The 15,823-nt window shown below is 59.1% G+C and carries 19 protein-coding genes and 1 riboswitch; of the genes, 11 read left to right on the forward strand and 8 right to left on the reverse strand.

Features of this window, described 5'->3' with window-relative positions:
* Positions 1-8: 8 nt before the first annotated feature.
* Positions 9-1,031 (forward strand): ferrochelatase, encoded by a 1,023-nt coding sequence (gene hemH / locus QYH43_RS14250; RefSeq protein WP_301157252.1) that lies wholly within the window; start codon positions 9-11, stop codon positions 1,029-1,031.
* A 140-nt stretch (positions 1,032-1,171) separates the two neighbouring features.
* Here the strand turns inward: hemH and QYH43_RS14255 are convergent, their stop codons facing one another.
* Together QYH43_RS14255 and upp are read right to left on the reverse strand one after the other, a co-directional pair.
* Positions 1,172-2,446 (reverse strand): uracil-xanthine permease family protein, encoded by a 1,275-nt coding sequence (locus QYH43_RS14255; RefSeq protein ID WP_301157253.1) that lies wholly within the window; start codon positions 2,444-2,446, stop codon positions 1,172-1,174.
* A gap of 2 nt (positions 2,447-2,448) precedes the next feature.
* Positions 2,449-3,087, reverse strand: a complete 639-nt coding sequence (gene upp / locus QYH43_RS14260; protein WP_095059988.1) for a uracil phosphoribosyltransferase — start codon at positions 3,085-3,087, stop codon at positions 2,449-2,451.
* A 165-nt stretch (positions 3,088-3,252) separates the two neighbouring features.
* Here upp and QYH43_RS14265 point away from each other — a divergent pair, with 165 nt between their 5' ends.
* From QYH43_RS14265 to QYH43_RS14275, 3 genes are all read left to right on the forward strand, one after another.
* Complete coding sequence (locus QYH43_RS14265; protein ID WP_046041880.1) at positions 3,253-3,810, forward strand: hypoxanthine-guanine phosphoribosyltransferase; 558 nt, start codon at positions 3,253-3,255, stop codon at positions 3,808-3,810.
* A gap of 121 nt (positions 3,811-3,931) precedes the next feature.
* Positions 3,932-4,417, forward strand: coding sequence for a hypothetical protein (locus QYH43_RS14270; protein WP_301157254.1), 486 nt, complete (start codon positions 3,932-3,934; stop codon positions 4,415-4,417).
* A gap of 63 nt (positions 4,418-4,480) precedes the next feature.
* The gene (locus tag QYH43_RS14275; RefSeq protein ID WP_095059984.1) at positions 4,481-4,768 is read left to right on the forward strand and encodes a PA4642 family protein; all 288 of its coding nucleotides are present in this window, start codon (positions 4,481-4,483) and stop codon (positions 4,766-4,768) included.
* Positions 4,769-4,917: 149 nt separating this feature from the next.
* Here QYH43_RS14275 and mqo read toward each other — a convergent pair whose 3' ends face one another.
* Together mqo and QYH43_RS14285 are read right to left on the reverse strand one after the other, a co-directional pair.
* Positions 4,918-6,426, reverse strand: coding sequence for a malate dehydrogenase (quinone) (mqo, locus tag QYH43_RS14280; protein WP_095059982.1), 1,509 nt, complete (start codon positions 6,424-6,426; stop codon positions 4,918-4,920).
* A gap of 741 nt (positions 6,427-7,167) precedes the next feature.
* A complete protein-coding gene (locus tag QYH43_RS14285) occupies positions 7,168-7,401 on the reverse strand; it encodes a hypothetical protein (RefSeq protein ID WP_095059980.1) in 234 nt (77 codons plus the stop codon).
* A gap of 204 nt (positions 7,402-7,605) precedes the next feature.
* Between QYH43_RS14285 and QYH43_RS14290 the strand changes: the two genes are divergently transcribed.
* Both QYH43_RS14290 and QYH43_RS14295 read left to right on the forward strand, forming a co-directional pair.
* On the forward strand, positions 7,606-8,190 hold the full coding sequence (locus tag QYH43_RS14290) for a YajG family lipoprotein (RefSeq protein WP_095059978.1): 585 nt from the start codon (positions 7,606-7,608) through the stop codon (positions 8,188-8,190).
* Positions 8,191-8,423: 233 nt separating this feature from the next.
* Entirely contained in the window at positions 8,424-8,702 is a 279-nt protein-coding gene (locus QYH43_RS14295; RefSeq protein ID WP_095059977.1) for a hypothetical protein, read from the forward strand.
* A gap of 71 nt (positions 8,703-8,773) precedes the next feature.
* On the opposite strand, the gene QYH43_RS14300 is transcribed toward QYH43_RS14295, so the two are convergent.
* Positions 8,774-9,940: a 1-acyl-sn-glycerol-3-phosphate acyltransferase gene (locus QYH43_RS14300; RefSeq protein ID WP_095059975.1), complete on the reverse strand. Its 1,167-nt coding sequence runs from the start codon at positions 9,938-9,940 to the stop codon at positions 8,774-8,776.
* Positions 9,941-10,079: 139 nt separating this feature from the next.
* Between QYH43_RS14300 and QYH43_RS14305 the strand changes: the two genes are divergently transcribed.
* From QYH43_RS14305 to QYH43_RS14320, 4 genes are all read left to right on the forward strand, one after another.
* Positions 10,080-10,262: a CPXCG motif-containing cysteine-rich protein gene (locus QYH43_RS14305; RefSeq protein WP_223536451.1), complete on the forward strand. Its 183-nt coding sequence runs from the start codon at positions 10,080-10,082 to the stop codon at positions 10,260-10,262.
* A gap of 9 nt (positions 10,263-10,271) precedes the next feature.
* A complete protein-coding gene (locus tag QYH43_RS14310) occupies positions 10,272-10,532 on the forward strand; it encodes a DUF2007 domain-containing protein (RefSeq protein ID WP_095059971.1) in 261 nt (86 codons plus the stop codon).
* A gap of 35 nt (positions 10,533-10,567) precedes the next feature.
* Complete coding sequence (locus QYH43_RS14315) at positions 10,568-11,191, forward strand: SOS response-associated peptidase (protein WP_095059969.1); 624 nt, start codon at positions 10,568-10,570, stop codon at positions 11,189-11,191.
* Between the two features lie 174 nt (positions 11,192-11,365).
* Entirely contained in the window at positions 11,366-12,184 is an 819-nt protein-coding gene (locus QYH43_RS14320; RefSeq protein WP_095059967.1) for a M48 family metallopeptidase, read from the forward strand.
* A gap of 66 nt (positions 12,185-12,250) precedes the next feature.
* Here the strand turns inward: QYH43_RS14320 and QYH43_RS14325 are convergent, their stop codons facing one another.
* From QYH43_RS14325 to QYH43_RS14335, 3 genes are all read right to left on the reverse strand, one after another.
* Positions 12,251-12,835, reverse strand: a complete 585-nt coding sequence (locus QYH43_RS14325) for a TMEM165/GDT1 family protein (protein ID WP_095059964.1) — start codon at positions 12,833-12,835, stop codon at positions 12,251-12,253.
* 90 nt (positions 12,836-12,925) lie between these two features.
* A riboswitch (yybP-ykoY riboswitch) is annotated at positions 12,926-13,048 on the reverse strand.
* A gap of 40 nt (positions 13,049-13,088) precedes the next feature.
* A complete protein-coding gene (locus tag QYH43_RS14330) occupies positions 13,089-14,087 on the reverse strand; it encodes a class I SAM-dependent methyltransferase (protein WP_095059962.1) in 999 nt (332 codons plus the stop codon).
* 33 nt (positions 14,088-14,120) lie between these two features.
* A complete protein-coding gene (locus QYH43_RS14335; RefSeq protein WP_301157255.1) occupies positions 14,121-15,086 on the reverse strand; it encodes a 2-hydroxyacid dehydrogenase in 966 nt (321 codons plus the stop codon).
* Positions 15,087-15,178: 92 nt separating this feature from the next.
* On the opposite strand from QYH43_RS14335, the gene QYH43_RS14340 reads away from it, so the two are divergent.
* Entirely contained in the window at positions 15,179-15,808 is a 630-nt protein-coding gene (locus tag QYH43_RS14340) for a LysE family translocator (RefSeq protein WP_095059958.1), read from the forward strand.
* The last annotated feature ends 15 nt before the right edge of the window (positions 15,809-15,823 follow it).

The raw sequence follows: 15,823 nt of genomic DNA on the forward strand, positions 1-15,823 counted from the left end.
GACGTTGCATGACCGATCACGCGTTGCTTCTGGTCAATCTGGGTTCACCTGCCTCCACCTCGGTGGCGGACGTGCGTAGCTACCTCAATCAGTTTCTGATGGATCCGTACGTGATCGACCTGCCATGGCCGGTTCGACGGTTACTGGTGTCACTGATTCTGATCAAGCGTCCCGAACAGTCGGCCCATGCCTACGCATCGATCTGGTGGGACGAGGGCTCGCCGTTGGTCGTTTTCAGTCGCAGATTGCAGCAGGCGATGACCGCCAAGTGGCATCACGGCCCGGTCGAGTTGGCGATGCGCTACGGCGAACCGTCGATCGAGACGACGCTGGTGCGCATGGCAGCCGCCGGCCACAAGCGCATCACCCTGGCGCCGCTTTATCCACAGTTCGCCGACAGCACCACCACCACCGTGATTGAAGAAGCGAAGCGCGTTCTGCGGGAGCACAAGCTCGACTTGCAGCTGTCGGTGCTGCAACCGTTCTACGACCAGCCGGAATACATCGATGCGCTGGTGGCCTCGGCCAAACCTCATCTGGAACAGGATTTCGATCACTTGCTGCTGAGCTTTCACGGCTTGCCGGAGCGGCATCTGAAGAAGCTCAATCCGGGTCATTGCTTCGAGGGTGGCGGCGATTGTTGTGCGGGTGCGCCACCGGATGTGGTCGCCACCTGCTATCGCGGCCAGTGCTTGCGCACCGCAGCGGGGTTTGCCAAACGGATGGGCTTGCCGGACGGTAAGTGGTCGGTGTCGTTTCAGTCGCGACTGGGGCGGGCCAAATGGATCGAGCCCTACACCGAAGCGCGCCTTGATGAGTTGGCCAAGAGCGGCGTGAAAAAGATTCTGGTGATGTGCCCGGCGTTCGTCGCCGATTGCATCGAGACACTGGAAGAAATCGGTGATCGCGGCAAGGAACAGTTCCGCGAAGCGGGAGGCGAGGAGTTGGTGCTGGTACCGTGCCTCAATGATGACCCGCAGTGGGCGCAGGCGTTGAGCACGTTGTGCGAGCGAGCACCGTTGGTGCTGTAAAACCGCAACCTGTGGCGAGGGAGCTTGCTCCCGCTTGAGCGCGTAGCGCTCACAAAATTTGCATTGCCTGCAGAAAAATTGGGGTCGCTTCGCAACCCAGCGGGAGCAAGCTCCCTCGCCACAAATGTATCGCGTGATGTTTAGATCAGCGGCTCATCCGCCTTCTTGTGCTTCCAGCTGTCATTGCCCGGCAACAAAAGATTCAAACCAATCGCCACCACCGCACACAGCGCGATGCCTTTGAGGCCGAAGTCGTCAGGGCCGGTGCCGGTGCCGATCAGCACACCGCCGATCCCGAACACCAGGGTCACCGATACAATCACCAGATTGCGCGCCTCGCCCAGATCGATCTTGTGGCGAATCAGCGTGTTCATGCCCACCGCCGCAATCGAACCGAACAACAGGCACAGAATCCCGCCCATCACCGGCACCGGGATGCTCTGCAGCAGTGCGCCGAATTTGCCGACGAACGCCAGGCTGATGGCGAAGATCGCTGCCCAGGTCATGATTTTCGGGTTGTAGTTCTTGGTCAGCATCACCGCGCCGGTGACTTCGGCGTAGGTGGTGTTGGGTGGGCCGCCAAACAGGCCTGCCGCGGTGGTGGCAATGCCATCGCCGAGCAAGGTGCGGTGCAGGCCGGGCTTCTTCAGGTAATCGCGACCGGTCACGCTGCCCACGGCAATCACACCGCCGATGTGCTCGATGGCCGGCGCCAGGGCCACGGGCACGATGAACAGAATCGCCTGCCAGTTGAATTCCGGCGCAGTGAAATGCGGAATCGCGAACCACGGTGCCGCGGCAATCTTCGCCGTGTCGACCACGCCGAAGTAGAACGCCATGGCAAAGCCGACCAGCACACCGGAGATGATCGGCACCAGGCGGAAAATGCCTTTACCGAACACGGCGACGATCAGGGTGGTCAGCAGCGCCGGCATCGAGATCATCATCGCCGTCTGGTAATGAATCAGCTCGCTACCGTCACCGGCCTTGCCCATCGCCATGTTGGCGGCAATCGGTGCCATGGCCAGGCCGATCGAAATGATCACCGGGCCAATCACCACGGGTGGCAGCAGGCGATCGATGAAACCGGTGCCTTTGATCTTCACGGCCAGGCCGAGGAAGGTGTAGACGAAACCTGCCGCCATCACACCGCCCATCGTCGCGGCCAGGCCGAACTGGCCCTTGGCGAGAATGATCGGGGTGATGAAGGCAAAGCTCGATGCCAGGAATACTGGCACCTGGCGTCCGGTAACGATCTGGAACAGGATCGTCCCCAAACCGGCCGTGAACAGCGCCACGTTCGGGTCAAGGCCGGTAATCAGCGGCATCAACACCAAGGCGCCGAAGGCCACGAACAGCATCTGTGCACCCGACAGCACCGTGCGCCAGAGCGGATCGTTGAACTCTTGCTGCATGGTCACGCGTCCTTCTGCTTGGTGCCGAAGATCTTGTCGCCGGCATCGCCAAGTCCAGGGATGATGTAACCGTGTTCGTTGAGTTTCTGGTCGATGGACGCGGTGTAGATGATCACGTCAGGGTGAGCTTTCTCTACCGCCGCGATACCTTCTGGGGCCGCCACCAACACCATGGCGCGGATCTCGCGGCAGCCGGCTTTTTTCAGCAGATCGATGGTGGCAACCATGGAGCTGCCGGTCGCGAGCATCGGGTCGATGATCATCGCCAGGCGTTCGTCGATTTCCGGGACCAGTTTTTCCAGGTAGGTGTGGGCCTGCAGGGTCTCTTCGTTGCGGGCAACACCCACGGCGCTGACCTTGGCGCCCGGAATCAGGCTGAGCACGCCTTCAAGCATGCCGATGCCGGCACGCAAAATCGGGACTACAGTGATTTTCTTGCCGGCGATTTTCTCGACTGATACGGTGCCGCACCAGCCTTCGATATCGTAGGACTCAAGCGGCAGGTCTTTGGTGGCTTCATAGGTCAGCAGGGCGCCGACTTCCTGTGCGAGCTCACGGAAATTCTTGGTGCTGATGTCTGCGCGGCGCATCAGGCCAAGTTTATGACGGATCAGCGGGTGGCGGATCTCATGGATGGGCATGGGGAAAGGCTCCGGCGGCGGGCAAAAAAACCGGCGTAGATTAATCTATCCCGGGGTGTTGTCCTATAGACATAGAGTACGTTAGTCCACAAACGCTTGATCTGGCCTCGGTTGATGCGTACCTTTGCCCGCTTTTCCGAATCCGCCACCCCCCTGGAGAGCGCCATGTCCGCTGATCTCGAGCATATCCGTCAAATCATGCGAGAGGCTGACTGCCTGTACACCGAAGCTGAAGTCGAGGCGGCCATTGCTCGCGTCGGTGCGCAAATCAACGAACAAATGGCCGACAGCAACCCGGTGGTGTTCTGTGTGATGAACGGCGGGCTGATTTTCTCCGGCAAGCTGTTGACCTATCTGAACTTCCCGCTGGAAGCGTCCTACCTGCACGCCACCCGTTATCGCAACGAAACCAGCGGCGGCGACCTGTTCTGGAAAGCCAAGCCGGAAGTCTCGTTCATCGACCGTGACGTGCTGATCATCGACGACATCCTCGACGAAGGTCACACCCTGGGCGCGATCATCGACTTCTGCAAACACGCCGGTGCCCGCAAAGTGCACACCGCCGTGCTGATCGACAAAGACCACGACCGCAAGGCCCGTCCGGACTTGAAGGCTGATTTCGTCGGTCTGCCGTGCATTGACCGTTATATCTTCGGCTATGGCATGGACTACAAAGGCTACTGGCGTAACGCCAACGGGATCTTCGCCGTTAAAGGCATGTAAGCATCCTGCACGGCTCCATGTAGGAGCGAGCTTGCTCGCGATGTTTTGTCAGGTACATTGGCGTCGTCTGACACACCATCGCGAGCAAGCTCGCTCCTACACCCGCCCTCCGGAGCCTGTCATGAGCCTTTTGATCCGCAGCTGCGCCGCCTTGTTGCTGGCCCTCAGTTTGCCCTTGGCCGCCGCCCCGGCGCCCATGCATGCTCAGTTTCTTCCGCCTGATGACCTGAACTTGCGTGACAGCGAGCCAGAGCAGCAACAGTTGCTGCAAGTCACCGAATACTCGGTGGTGGTCGGCAGTCAGCGACAGTCCAATCAGCAACCGATTCCAGTGACTTCGCCAATCCTGATCCGCCTCAAGGGAAAATCCTTGAGCAAGGGCGCGACGATCAATCAGGTGCTGGTCAATTTCGATGGCGAAAGCAAAAGCCTGAAAAAACCGGTCTACGACGCCAAGAGCAAAACCCTGACGCTGTATTACCCGATGGCTCAGTACCGCGTGGTGATCGACTTGTTGCGTAACGATACGGTTTATTGCCAGTTCCTCAGCTATGCCAATGGCCATGTCTGGGCGGATCTGCATACCGGTAGCGTTCGTTCGCGTTGAGTGCCGGGCTCGCGCAGGGGTAAACTGCCCGCCCCGTGTAATGTCTGCGAGTTGGAGTCGGCAATGCGTAAAGATAAGAAACAAGTGATTGGTGATGAGATCGGCGATGATCAGATCAAGCTGTTCCTCGATTTCGAGCCGGTCGACGCCACTTCTCCATCGCTGCACAAACTAATCAAGGCCTACCGTGGCCTGCGCATCGACGACTTCGAGCGTTTCCTGACGTTCTTCGTCGAGGCCGGTTTTGATGTCAACGGCAAGGACGAGCACGGCAATGACTTCGTTGCCCTGATCAAGGATCAGCGCAACGCACCTGAATACATCGAACTGATCGAAAAGGCTCGCGGTTAAAGATCAAAAGATCGCAGCCTTCGGCAGCTCCTGCAAATGGGTCGCCTGGATCTGTAGGAGCTATCGAACGAAGCGAGGCTGCGATCTTTCAAAGGCATAAAAAAACGCCCCGCTCTCAATGAGAACGGGGCGTTTTTCATGCGAGCGAATCAAGCGTAGCTTTCGGTCTCGCTGCTGGCTTCAACCAGTTCCAGGGCAACGTTGTTCTGCGTGTTGATCTTGTGATACAGCGCAGCGTCGGCTTCCAGAACCTTTTCCCGGGCCGGGAAGATTTCTGCCAGTTTGGTGGCCCATTCGCCTTTGGTTTGGCTCGGGAAGCATTTTTCGATCAGTTCCAGCATGATCGACACGGTCACCGAGGCACCAGGCGAAGCACCGAGCAGGGCGGCAAGGGAACCGTCCTTGGCCGCAACGAGTTCGGTGCCGAACTGCAGGATGCCGCCTTTTTTCGGGTCTTTCTTGATGATCTGCACCCGTTGGCCGGCCACTTCCAGGCGCCAGTCTTCGGCTTTCGCCTCAGGGTAGAAGCGACGCAGGGATTCCAGGCGCTGCTCCATCGACTGCATCACTTCGCTGACCAGGTACTTGGTCAGGTCCATGTTGTTTTTCGCCACGGACAGCATCGGGCCGATGTTGCCGGCACGAACCGACATCGGCAGGTCCATGAAGGAACCGTGCTTGAGGAACTTGGTGGTGAAACCGGCGTAAGGCCCGAACAGCAGGGACTTCTTGCCTTCGACCACACGGGTGTCCAGGTGCGGCACGGACATTGGCGGCGAACCCACGGCGGCCTGGCTATAGACCTTGGCCTGGTGGTGCTTGACCACTTCCGGATTGTCGCAACGCAGCCATTGGCCGCTGATCGGGAAGCCACCGAAGCCTTTGCTCTCTTCGATACCCGACGCTTGCAGCAATGGCAGAGCCGCGCCGCCAGCACCGAGGAAGACGAACTTGGCGTCGACTTCACGGGTGTTGCCGCTGTTGACGTCCTTGATGCTGACCGTCCAGCCGCCATTGTTGCGCTTGAGGCCGGTCACGCGCTTGCAGTACTTGACCTGGGCATCGGGTGCGCTGGTCAGGTGCTTGAGCAACTGGTTGGTCAGGGCGCCGAAGTTGACGTCGGTGCCATTGATCACGCGGGTGGCGGCCAGGGTTTCGCCAGGGTCGCGACCAGGCATCATCAATGGCATCCACTCTGCCATTGTTGCCTTGTCTTCGGTGTATTCCATGTCGGTGAAGGCGTGGTGCTTGCTCAGCACCTTGAAGCGTTCCTTGAGGAAGGAAACGCCGCTGTCGCCCTGCACGAAACTCAGGTGTGGCACCGGGCTGATAAACGATTTGCACGAGCCGAACGTGCCTTTCTTGGTCAGGTACGACCAAAACTGCTTCGACACCTCGAACTGGGTGTTGATGTGCACGGCTTTCTTGATGTCGACGGCGCCATCGGCGGCCTGCGGCGTGTAATTGAGCTCACACAGCCCGGCGTGACCGGTACCGGCGTTGTTCCACGGGTTCGAACTCTCCGCAGCACCGGAATCCATCAGCTCGACGACTTCCAGCTTGATCGCGGGGTCGAGTTCTTTGAGCAGTACTGCAAGGGTGGCACTCATGATGCCGGCCCCAACCAGTACTACGTCGACTGCTTCGTTATGCGCCATTTAACGCGTCTCCAAAATCTGCAGCACCAAATTGACGGCATGGCTGCCAGGAGTGACGGGGCGTGTCAGTGATGCCCCAGGTACCCATGGCAGGATCGCCATGTCCGAATCTTCGCAATTTTTTGCAACTTCGACGGACGCTACCTGCCGGGTCTAATAAGAGTCACATGAACTCATTTCAACGGGCGGCGGGCAATTCGACTTATGGTCGATACATCCGTTTGTGCAACCAAATCCGTAGCGGACAGGCTTCAGGCTCCGGTGTTCGCGCAATACTCGGTCCTGTGTCGTTGGGCTGCTCTAGACGCTAATGGTGCATGTTCAGACGCAAAACTATTCATTTGCTCGCCACACTCTTGTGAAGTTGTGAAAACCCGTTTTTTTCACGCTCTTTTGAAGACGTGAACCTCAAAAAAGGGCTGTCCCAGCCTGGCACCGTGCCCGGATGGATCGCCGCCATGGGATACAGGGCAGGCAAAACGGGCAAACAGCTCAGTGACCGAGCGTAATGACAGCTCTGCAGATTCGCGAAAAGTGGAGGTTTTGCTCAACAAAACAGCAAGCGCGCCAGCTTCACTCGATCTGTGTGGGCGGCTCTCTGTGGGCGGTGCGGGGTGTCAATACAAGCGCATTGACGATGCTGCGAGGCCCGATCAGGAGACGTCCTTATAATCGGGGGGAGATTGTATCTAAGAAACGCAGGGAAATGGTCGTGTTTAATGACTTTTATTAGGCGTTCGGTCAGGTGGTCAGCAGATGCTGCTCCCGTGACCGCGTTTGGTGCTGAACGACGCGGGCGCTGGCAGGCAAAGGCTGATGCAGCCAGTTAAGTCGGATTTCTTCGATTTCGACCCAACCATTACCCATCGGTTGCAGGCTGCACTGCTTGAATGCCTGGCAGTGGCCGTTACGGTCGAGCAGGGCGAAACAGCGATGCAGCGGGCGTGGTGCGAACAACGAGATCAGATAGCGCATGGCGAAGTACCTTTTGGGTTTCTGAAAAAAATAATAAGCGCAAGCCGTTACGTGCAAGTTTAAGGGCGGTGACATCTGTGTGACAGGAACCGCGTTCCCAAGGTTTTGTCAGATATTTCCGCAATCACAGTGGGGCGCTGGTTCCCCGCAGTGGCGCACCGTTATACTGCCGGCCTGTTTGTGCCTGAATCTGGAGAGAAGCGCATGTTGCAACGCCTGTTGTTCGGTTTGATCACTGTGACCAGTTTGACGCTGGTCGGCTGCGCCCACAGCCCGCAACAACTGAACCCGGAGCCAAAACTGACCGCTCAATTGGCCCCTGTCGGCCATGGTCAGCCTGTCGTGGTGCGTGTGGTAGACGGTCGCCCGTCGCCGACATTGGGGACCCGCGGTGGCCTGTATCCGGAAACCAGCGCGATCACCGTGCAGGGCGCGCAGATTCTGCCGAAGTTGCAGGCTCAGGCTGAAGCGGCCGTGCGCCTGTTGGGCTTTACCCCGACGACCAATGCAGCGAATGCCCCGCAAATCACCGTGACCCTGGCTGAATTGAAGTATCAATCGCCCAAAGAAGGCATGTACGTGACCGAGGCGACCATTGGCGCGACGTTCCGCTCCGATGTACAGAACGCCAACCGCCGTTACAGCGGTCGTTATGGTGCGTCCCTGGACCAGCGTTTCGGTATGGCGCCGAACCAGGAAACCAACACCAAACTGGTCGGCGACGTGTTGAGCGATGCGTTGACCCGTCTGTTCAAGGACCCGACCGTGGGTCAGGTTCTCGGCGAGTAATGCGAGCCCCGTAGGAGCTGCCGCAGGCTGCGATCCTTTGATTTTGTTTTTAAAAAAAGATCAAAAGATCGCAGCCTTCGGCGCGCCTACGTTCAATTGCGATTGGACTGCCATTGGTCAATTGTTTCGTTATTTGTCGCAAAGTGGAGGGCAGGCGTGAGGGCTTTGGGTAGAATCCGCGCCGCCGTCGCCGGTCTGGCGCCTGCGCTATCTGTTTTCGCTTGAGGTTTGAGATGTCGCTGCATTTGATGACGCTGTTTACCGCCCATCCCGCCAAACTGATCAATCTGCTGGCCTTGCTCTTCGCCTTTCCTGGCGGCTGGTTGCTGCACGCCACCCGTCGCCGCGAACAACGCGCGATGGCGAGCCTTCAGGCGCAACGCCAAAGCAGCCCCAACGCAGAGCCGGTTCTGGATTGGGCAACCCTGCGCAAGAACCGGTTTTTCTACATCTTCGGTTTTGCCTGCATGGCGCTGGCACTTTTGGTGTCGTGGATCAGCACGCAAGTTTAAATTTTTGAAGCAAAAGATCGCAGCCTGCGGCAGCTCCTACAGAAGCTTGCGCAGGCTGCGATTTTTTTTGCTTACAGCGGCAGTCCAGCCTTGACCCGATATTGATTGCGCACCGGCGTCGCATATTGCAGCACCAGGAACGGACGATGTTCCTCGGGGCAAGCGTCCAGGCGCTGCTGCCATTCTTCCTGAGCCTTGGCCAGCTCGTCGGCGGCAAATACCTCTGCGGCTTTTGGTACCGACAACTGCGGATCGGCGTCTTTCCACATGGCGTAAGCCAGGTAGTGCACCGGGAACAGGCGATACCCACCGAGGATCTGCTTGTCCATCTCGACCGCCAATTGCTTGGTGTCATCGAACAGTTCGGTAATCGGCGCGGCAAAGTTCACATGCACCCGGCCCTTGTAGCCGGTGATGCCTTTGGCAATGCTCACATCATCCTCGCCCGGCACCTTGGTGTAGCTGCCGGTGGTGGCGCGGATGTAGAGCTCGCGGGCCTTGGCCTGATCGCACGGGTCGTATTCGTAGCTGATCGACACCGGGGTGAGGTTCAGCGAACGGATGACCTCGCCGAACGGCTCGTCCTTGCGGCTCATGTGGAACATCTTGAGGATCGCCGACTCGGTACGGTCGTCGCCGTCCTTCGCACGACCTTCAGCCTGGGCGATCCAGATCGATGCGCAATCGTTGCGGATCGAGTGGTTGATGTACGCCGACAGCAACTGATACGCCGCCATTTTCTCGCGACGACCGGTGATCGAGCGGTGCACGATGAAACTCTTGTTCAAACGCATCAAGTCGCTGACAAACGGCTTTTGCAGCAGGTTGTCGCCAATGGCGATGCGCGGCGTCGGCAGGCCGGCGTGGTACACGGCATAGTTGACGAAGGCCGGGTCCATCACGATGTCGCGGTGATTGGCGATAAACAGATAAGCGCTGCCGGACTTGAACTGCTCGACGCCGGTATACGTGACACCGTCCGTAGCGCGCTCGATGGTGTGGTCGACGTAAACCTCGACCTTGTCCTGCAGCGTGGCGACCGAATGGACCCCGGCGAACTCACGGCGCAAGCGATGAGCTATAAGAGGTTTGAGCGCCCAGCCCAAAGTGCCGGCAAAACGCGGGAAGCGAAAGTGGGTGAGGATATCTAGAAACGCCTTGTCGCCGAGCAGCCGGTCCAGCACCGCTGGGACTTCGCTGTCGTCGTAAGGTCGGATGGCATCGAATTCGCCCATCATGCTCTCTTGTTAGAAACGGCTAGGGTAAGTAAAGGTTCTGATCGAAAACCGGCGGGGTACGGTCTGAAAAGTTAGCCAGACAAAAATAGCCCTGCAAATAGACCGGCGATTATACGCACAAGTCACCTGGGAGACCGCGATGCTGGAAACTACGCAGTATGAATGTCCGTATTGTGGTGAAGAGGTCGAGACGACGCTGGACTTGTCCGGTGGCGATCAGACCTATATTGAAGACTGTCAGGTGTGTTGTAGGCCGATAACATTCGTGCTGCAGGTTCATGAAGAGGAATGGCATCTCGAAGTTTTCAGTGAAAACGAATGAGGGGCATGTATGCAGCGTATTTACGAACCGGAAAACCTGATGGAAGGCGAATTGCTGCAAGGCATGCTCGCCAGCGAGGGCGTCGAGGCGCATCTGGTGGGTCGCGATCTGGTGGGCGCCACGGGTGAACTGCCGATATTCGGCCTGTTGGGCCTCGCGGTGGATAACGATCAGGCCGAATACGCCCGGGAGCTGATCACCGCGTACAATGCCGCGCTGCCCCTGTCCGGCGATGAACCGGAGAGCTTCCCCGGCACGCTGGTCTGTTAGGCTGGCGTTCGTTTGATCAAGAGTTGTGCTGCCCCATGTGTGGACGTTATGCCCTGTTTCGCTGGAACCGCGACTTCGCGACCCTGCCAGGTTTTCCCGCCGATCAGCAGGCGCAGTGGAACATTTCCCCCAATGATTCGGTGTTGATGCTGCGCGCAGGTCTCGACGGCCAGCGTGAACTGGCCCGCGCCCGTTGGGGCCTGACACCGCCGTGGCTGACGGATCTGTCGCGCACCCCGGCTCATGCGCGTGCCGAAACCGTTGCCGAACAACCGATGTTTCGCCAGGCCTTGCGCGAGCGTCGCTGCCTGCTGCCGGCCAACGGTTTCTACGAGTGGCGCGGTACTACGCGCAAACGGCCATTCTGGTTGACGCCGGGGGAAGGTTCGTCGCTGTTTTTCGCCGCGATCTGGGAGGCGTATCCGGTGCAGGAACAAGTCTGGCTGAGCACTGCGGTGATTACGCAACCAGCGGCGAGTCAGCGCCGCCCGTTGATTCTCGACGAGGCCGGGCAGGCGGCGTGGCTTGATCCCGAGACGCCGCTGCACACATTGCAAGCCTTGTTGGCCAGCGAGCCGGCGGCGTTGCGCGAACGGGTACTGGCCAATCTGGTGAACGATCCGAAGCTCAACGGGCCGGAGTGTTTGACGCCGGGTTGAGGCGTTGCCCGCAATAAGGTCGTGACATCAGCCTGCGGCGCGCCGACCGACGGGGATTATTTTTTCTACCGCCATGAGAGATTTGCCTGAGTTACGCGTCTTACGTCCATAGTATCTGGCGTGGATACATTTCCACGCCTAGGATACGCGGCATGTTTTTCAGGGAGTTTTTCAATGAACAAAACGTTGGTTGTAAGTGCGCTGAGCGTAGCGCTGCTGCTCGTTGGCTGTCAGTCGGTCAACACCACCAGCGGCGGTGCGGTGGGCATTGAACGCAAGCAATACATGTTCAGCATGCTGTCCGCGCAAGAAGTCGACCAGATGTATGCACAGTCCTATCAGAAGACTGTGGGCGAAGCGTCGAACAAAGGTGTGCTGGACAAGACCAGCAATGAAGCCCAGCGCGTACAGCTGATTGCCGACCGACTGATTGCTCAGGCACCGACCTTCCGTCCAGATGCGGCCCAGTGGAAGTGGGAAGTCAATCTGATCAAGAGTGATGAACTCAACGCCAACTGTGGTCCTGGCGGCAAGATCATTGTTTACACCGGGTTGATCGACAAGCTGCAACTGACTGACGATGAGATCGCCGCCATCATCGGCCATGAAATCGCCCACGCCTTGCGTGAGCACGGTCGTGAAGCGATGTCCAAGGCCTATGGCATCGAAATGGCCAAGCAGGGCGCGGGCACTCTCCTGGGATTGGGACAGGACAGCCTGGCCCTGGCAGACGCCGTGGCCAACTACGGCATGACCTTGCCCAACAGTCGCGCCAATGAAAACGAAGCGGACCTGATTGGCCTCGAACTGGCAGCCCGCGCCGGTTACAACCCGAATGCCGCGATCACCCTGTGGAACAAAATGAGCAAAGTCTCGCAAGGTTCACCGCCGGAGTTCATGAGTACTCACCCGGCGTCGTCGAGTCGTATCGAGGCGTTGCAGGCGGCCATTCCGAAGGTTATGCCTTTTTATGAGCGGGCCAAAAAATTCTGACGATCAGGCGCTGAAAATGTGGTGAGGGGCAAGCCCCCTCGCCACAGATTGATTTCAGTCCCCGGGTCAAATCCACCCGCTGCTCTGCATCGCCTTGTACACCGCAACAATCGCCAGGATGAAGAACGCCGACGCCGCCAGTCGACGGATCAGCGTCAATGGCAGTTTGTCCGCGGCGAAGTTACCCGCCAGTACCACCGGCACGTTGGCGATCAGCATGCCGAGGGTGGTGCCGATGATCACCAGCCACAGTTCTGGATATTGCGCGGCCAGCATCACCGTCGCGATTTGGGTCTTGTCACCGATCTCCGCGAGGAAAAACGCGATCAGCGTGGTCAGGAATGGCCCGAACTTGCGCGCGGTGCTGGCTTCATCGTCATCCATCTTGTCCGGCACCAGGGTCCACAGCGCGGTGGCGGCGAAGCTCGCAGCGAGAATCCAGTGCAGCATCGCGTCCGAGAAGAAACTGCCAACCCAGGCGCCGACCGCACCGGCGGCCGCGTGGTTGGCCAGGGTCGCGGCGACGATGCCGGCGATGATCGGCCACGGTTTGCGGAAGCGGGCAGCGAGAATGAGCGCGAGCAGTTGCGTCTTGTCGCCGATTTCGGCCAAGGCAACGATTGCAGTGGGGACGAGTAATGAATCCAGCATCAGGGGTTTTCCTAAGGGGCGGGTCGACACGGCTATGACACGTACAGCCTTCCCGCCCCGGGTAAGGTGTGCGTGTCATAGGTCTTGTCAAACCCTGCGAACCGTCTGATGCGGTCGCTTGGGTCGCATACGCCATGGTCTGAGGACCAAGTATGTTGACGTATGCCGGACGAGCATGGCGCTCGTGGGAGACTACTCCCCTAGGACGGAGCGGATTCTGCCTACGCAAAATCCATTCGGCAAGAACAAATTTCTAGCCGCGCTTGGCTCGGTAGATTCGGAAACCCTGCCCTTCGGCCTTGATCGCACACACGCCAAGGTGCTCCTCGATCAACGGCTGGTATTTCAGGAAACTGTTCGCAACCAAGCGCAGTTCTCCACCGTTTTTCAGATGTTTGGCGGCTTTTCGCAGCAAGTTCTCGGTCGCGAAATAATCGGTGTGCACGCCGACATGGAACGGCGGGTTGCTCAGAATGGCGCTCAAACCCATGGGCGCCGCATCGATACCGTCGCCGGTAATCACGTCTGCTTCCAGACCGTTGGCAGCCAGTGTCAGGCGACTGCTGGCGGCGGCAAAGGCATCAACGTCCAGCAAAGTGACCTGATTGTGCGGGTAACGACGCTTCACGACGGCGCCCAGAACGCCCGCACCGCAACCGAAGTCCAGCAAATGGCCGCTGGGCAGTTTGTCCAAGTGTTCCAGCAACAATGCGCTACCGCGATCCAGGCGACCGTGGCTGAACACGCCCGGCAGGCTGATGACTTTCAACGGACCTTCGGCCAGTGGCAATTCATAGGTCTGGGCCAGGCTTTCCAACGGCTTGGCTGCAGGCGCGTTGGCCACAGTGACCAGCCATAGCTGGCAATGCCGCGCACTGTCGAGCTTGCGTGGCTTGCCGAACGGGTTGAGTTGCTTGGCCGCGCCTTCGATGCCGCTTTTTTTCTCGCCGACCAGGTACAGCTCACGCCCGGCCAGGCGTGAGGCGAGGGCGTTGAGGATGTAGTCGGTCAGATCCTTGGACTTGGGCAAAAACACCACGGCGCTATCAAACTCGCGTTCAGGTGCATTCACGCCAAAATGGCTGCGCTCGGCAAAGCGCGCATCCAGTCCGGCCTGATCACCGGCATGCCAGCACCAACCGTGAGCGCCTGGCAGGCGACCGAGCAAATCATCGGCGGGCAAACCGGCCAATAGCACCGAACCCTGGAATAACTCAGCCTGACGAAGCAGTACTTCACTGCGCGGATCCATAACTGCTCCTGTGGAAAAAAGTGCCGCAGTTTATCAACTGACGACCCGCAGCGCCTTACCGCTGAAGTATCCCAAGGCGTTTTCGGTGACTTGGCCCACGATTCGCTGCCGCGCTTCGCGACTGCCCCAGGCGTTGTGCGGGGTAACGATCAGGCGCGGGATGTCGTTGGCCAGCAGCGGATTGCCGTTGATGGGAGGCTCGACACTTAATACGTCTGTGGCTGCGCCGCCCAAATGACCGTTGCGCAAGGCGTCGGCCAGGGCTTGTTCGTCGATCAGGCCGCCGCGTGCGGTGTTGACCACGAAAGCGCCGGGCTTCATGGACGCCAGTTCACGGGCGCCGATGAAGTGTCGAGTGTGTTCGTTGAGCGGGCAGTGCAGGGTCAGTGCGTCAATTTGCGGCAGCAGTTCTTCCAGCGGCAAACGGTCGGGCCGGGCAGGGCGCCCCGGGATCTGGCCGAGTAGCACACGCATGCCGAACGCTTCGGCCAGTCGCGCGACTGCACCACCCAGTTCGCCGTGTCCCAGCAGGCCGAGGGTTTTGCCTTCCAGTTCGATAATCGGGAAGTCCAATAAACAGAACTGTTTTGCCTGCTGCCAGCGCCCTTCGCCGACCGCTTTTTGATAATCGGCCAGGCGCGTGGCGAGGTTGAGCAACAGCATGATCGTGTGCTGCGCCACCGACGGCGTGCCGTAGCCCTGGCAGTTGCACACGGTAATCCCATGGGCGCGGGCGGCGGCGAGGTCGACGTTATTGGTGCCGGTGGCCGTGATCAGGATCAGCTTGAGATCGGGGCTGGCGGCCATGGCGGCGGCATCGATGGCAATTTTGTTGCTGATGGCGACGGTGGCGCCCTTGAGGTGATCGATCACTTGATCCGGCAGGGTCTGGGCGAACAGCTGCAATTCGCTGAAGCACTGGCGCAACGGGCTGAGATCAAGGTCTCCGAGGTCCAGGGAGGGGTGGTCGAGGAAAACGGCGCGGCGAGTGTTCGTCATCAACTGTACCTTTTGTGCATTGAACTGAAGGCGTAATCTGCCGAGCCTACCAGATGAAATAAATAGTTACGCTTGGCCTAAAGGAGCCCCACATGTACTGGACAGAGTTCTTGACCGTTGCCCTGATTCACTTGCTGGCTGTAGCCAGCCCCGGCCCGGACTTTGCCGTGGTGGTACGTGAAAGTGTTACCCACGGTCGGCGCGCGGGTACGTGGACTGCGCTGGGTGTGGGCACAGCGATTTTCCTGCATGTGGGCTATTCGCTGCTGGGCATTGGTTTGATCGTTTCCCAGTCGATTGTGCTGTTCAATGCGCTGAAATGGGCCGCTGCCGCTTACCTGCTGTACATCGGCTACAAGGCGCTGCGCGCGAAACCGGCCACGCCTGTGGCGGACGATTTGCACAAGGAGGCTGGTGAACGCACTGCTCGTGGGGCCTTCACCTCCGGTTTTGTTACCAACGGTCTGAACCCGAAAGCCACGCTGTTTTTCCTTTCGCTGTTCACCGTGGTGATCAATCCCCACACACCGCTGGCGGTGCAGGCTGGCTACGGCGTTTATCTGGCGGTGGCGACGGCAGCCTGGTTCTGCCTGGTGGCCATGCTGTTCAGCCAACAGCGCGTGCGCGCCGGTTTCGCCCGCATGGGTCACTGGTTCGACCGCACCATGGGCGCGGTGCTGATCGCGATTGGCGTGAAGCTCGCGTTCACCGAGATGCACTGATCAATCACACATCCC

Origin of the sequence: Pseudomonas sp. C32, from assembly GCF_030417915.1 — a bacterium.
Taxonomy (GTDB): Bacteria; Pseudomonadota; Gammaproteobacteria; order Pseudomonadales; family Pseudomonadaceae; genus Aquipseudomonas.